3 protein-coding genes and 1 pseudogene are annotated in these 1,939 nt (G+C 32.6%); 2 read left to right on the top strand and 2 right to left on the bottom strand.

Annotated features, from left to right (window positions below):
• Positions 1 to 258 precede the first annotated feature (258 nt).
• Together AC1UFB_RS17105 and AC1UFB_RS17100 are read left to right on the top strand one after the other, a co-directional pair.
• Positions 259 to 588 carry a four-helix bundle copper-binding protein gene (locus AC1UFB_RS17105; protein WP_482589542.1) on the top strand — a complete coding sequence of 110 codons (330 nt, stop codon included), beginning with the start codon at positions 259 to 261 and terminating at the stop codon, positions 586 to 588.
• A 288-nt stretch (positions 589 to 876) separates the two neighbouring features.
• The gene (locus tag AC1UFB_RS17100) at positions 877 to 1,164 is read left to right on the top strand and encodes a BlaI/MecI/CopY family transcriptional regulator (protein WP_482589541.1); all 288 of its coding nucleotides are present in this window, start codon (positions 877 to 879) and stop codon (positions 1,162 to 1,164) included.
• Positions 1,165 to 1,280: 116 nt separating this feature from the next.
• Here AC1UFB_RS17100 and AC1UFB_RS17095 read toward each other — a convergent pair whose 3' ends face one another.
• A complete protein-coding gene (locus AC1UFB_RS17095; protein WP_482589540.1) occupies positions 1,281 to 1,430 on the bottom strand; it encodes a hypothetical protein in 150 nt (49 codons plus the stop codon).
• Between the two features lie 143 nt (positions 1,431 to 1,573).
• Positions 1,574 to 1,939 (bottom strand): annotated as a pseudogene (locus tag AC1UFB_RS17090) (IS4 family transposase); the annotation flags it as partial.

The raw sequence follows: 1,939 nt of genomic DNA, 5'->3' as shown, positions 1-1,939 counted from the left end.
TTCTACAAGATAGGTGCCCTTTTTTGTATGCTTTTTTTGGATTTTATTGGTTAATCAACACGCATGATATAACGTATACTGTTTTCCATATATAGCACTTCCTGTTTTTTGAATTTCCCCATACGTGATAATCATATAGTGATAATGTTCGATGTTTCATTTCGGACTCCTCCTGTTTCACTATTCATTAGTATGTTTAACAATTAACATGTTCGTCTATTATAATAAAGAAAGAGGATTTAAAGGAGGAATTTTAATATGTCACATGAAAATTATCAATCAATTATTAAAACGTTACATGAGTGTATGACTGCATGTAATCATTGTTATGATGCTTGTTTAAAAGAAGAGGATGTTAAAATGATGGTGGAATGTATTCGCTTAGATCGAGAATGTGCGGATATTTGTGCCTACTTGGAGCAGGCATTAGGAAGGGGAACACCATTTGTTTTAGAGTTAGCTGAAGCTTGTGCCAAAATTTGTGAAGCGTGTGGTAATGAGTGTCAAAATCATAATCATGACCACTGTAAAAAATGTGCAGAAGCTTGCTTGAAATGTGCAGAAGAGTGTAGAAAGTTAGTAGCATAATTATGTACTAAATAGTAAAAAGTTGTTTGCCTTTTTAATTAAAAAGAGCTCTAGAGTAGAAAGATATGCAGGACAAAATACGCATAAATTTTTAATTTAATGATGATTCTTGACTAAAAGAGCACTTAACACTACAATCTGTAGTGTTAAGTGCTCTTTAATGAAATTAAAAATATTTAAAATTCATGAAAAAGGGTTAAAACGTTTTTTTGGCCCCCTTGAAGCAGAGATTATGTTAATTGTATGGAATGAAAACAATGTGACTATTAAAAAAGTGCAAACTTTGCTGTGAGGAAAAAAACGATTCATTTTAGTACTATTATGACAGTAATGAATCGTTTAGTTCAAAAGGGGATTTTACAGAAAAAACCTCAAGGAAAAGCGTTTGTGTATATATGTAGGTTTACAAAAGAGGAGTTCTTTGAAATACAATTAAAACAATTAGTTTATGAACTCGTTGATGAATTTGGTTCAAAGATTATATATCATACATTGACCAGATTACAAGAAGTAGATATTGATTTTGTAAAAAGATTAGAACAAAAGGTAAAAGAAGTAAAAGAAGCGAGATTATAGACATTTGTATATTAAAAAAATAATGTTTATTAACGGGTAGAGAATAAGATATAACAGAAAAGAAACATGCGACAAAATTAATTAGCTTTATTGCATGCTTCTTTTAGGATTACTGATTAATTTTCTAGGACTTTACTGTCAATCAATCCCCAATGTTTTTGTAGCTTTCTATCTCCTTCATTTACAATTTTACCCTTAACTTTTATAATATTTCCCTCTTTAATAGACTTAATCATGTTAGGATCTTTCATATCAGCTAAAAACATGAGAGGAAACAGCTTTTTTTATCTTGAAGAACTGCGAGATAGTTTTCTCCAGCATAATCAATATCTGTGCTTAGAAGAAAAAGCGAGTTGGTTGTTTTGTCTATAACTCTCCCTTTCCAAGTTACCTCACTATCATATATAAGGTCCTGAATATTTGATTTCTCCGCTTTATCTGGATAGGAGCAGCCTTTTTCTGCGTAAACAAGACGTAAATGAAGCTTTTGTTTTACGGAATTCAGCCCACTTATGGTTTTTCAAGTTCAATGGCAACGTACTCGAGTCGATAATTTTCAGTGGTGTTGTCATTTCTCGGCGCTGCTCATAATGTGATTTCTCGTGAATTTGGGCAACTAAATCCAAAAATACCTGTTGGAACACTTCAGTCGGCACTTGATTTAATCGGCGTCCGAGCTGCGAAAAGCTAATCGCTTCTAAATGCATCGCTTTTTGAAGGTCGTCAGAAAATAATGTCTCACTGACTGCACGCAGACTCTCGGTTTCATTGAGCT

It is taken from the genome of Priestia sp. KCTC 13724 (genome assembly GCF_056820425.1).
The sequence above is the reverse complement of the archived record's forward strand: the minus strand, read 5'-3'. Positions and strand labels throughout refer to the sequence as shown.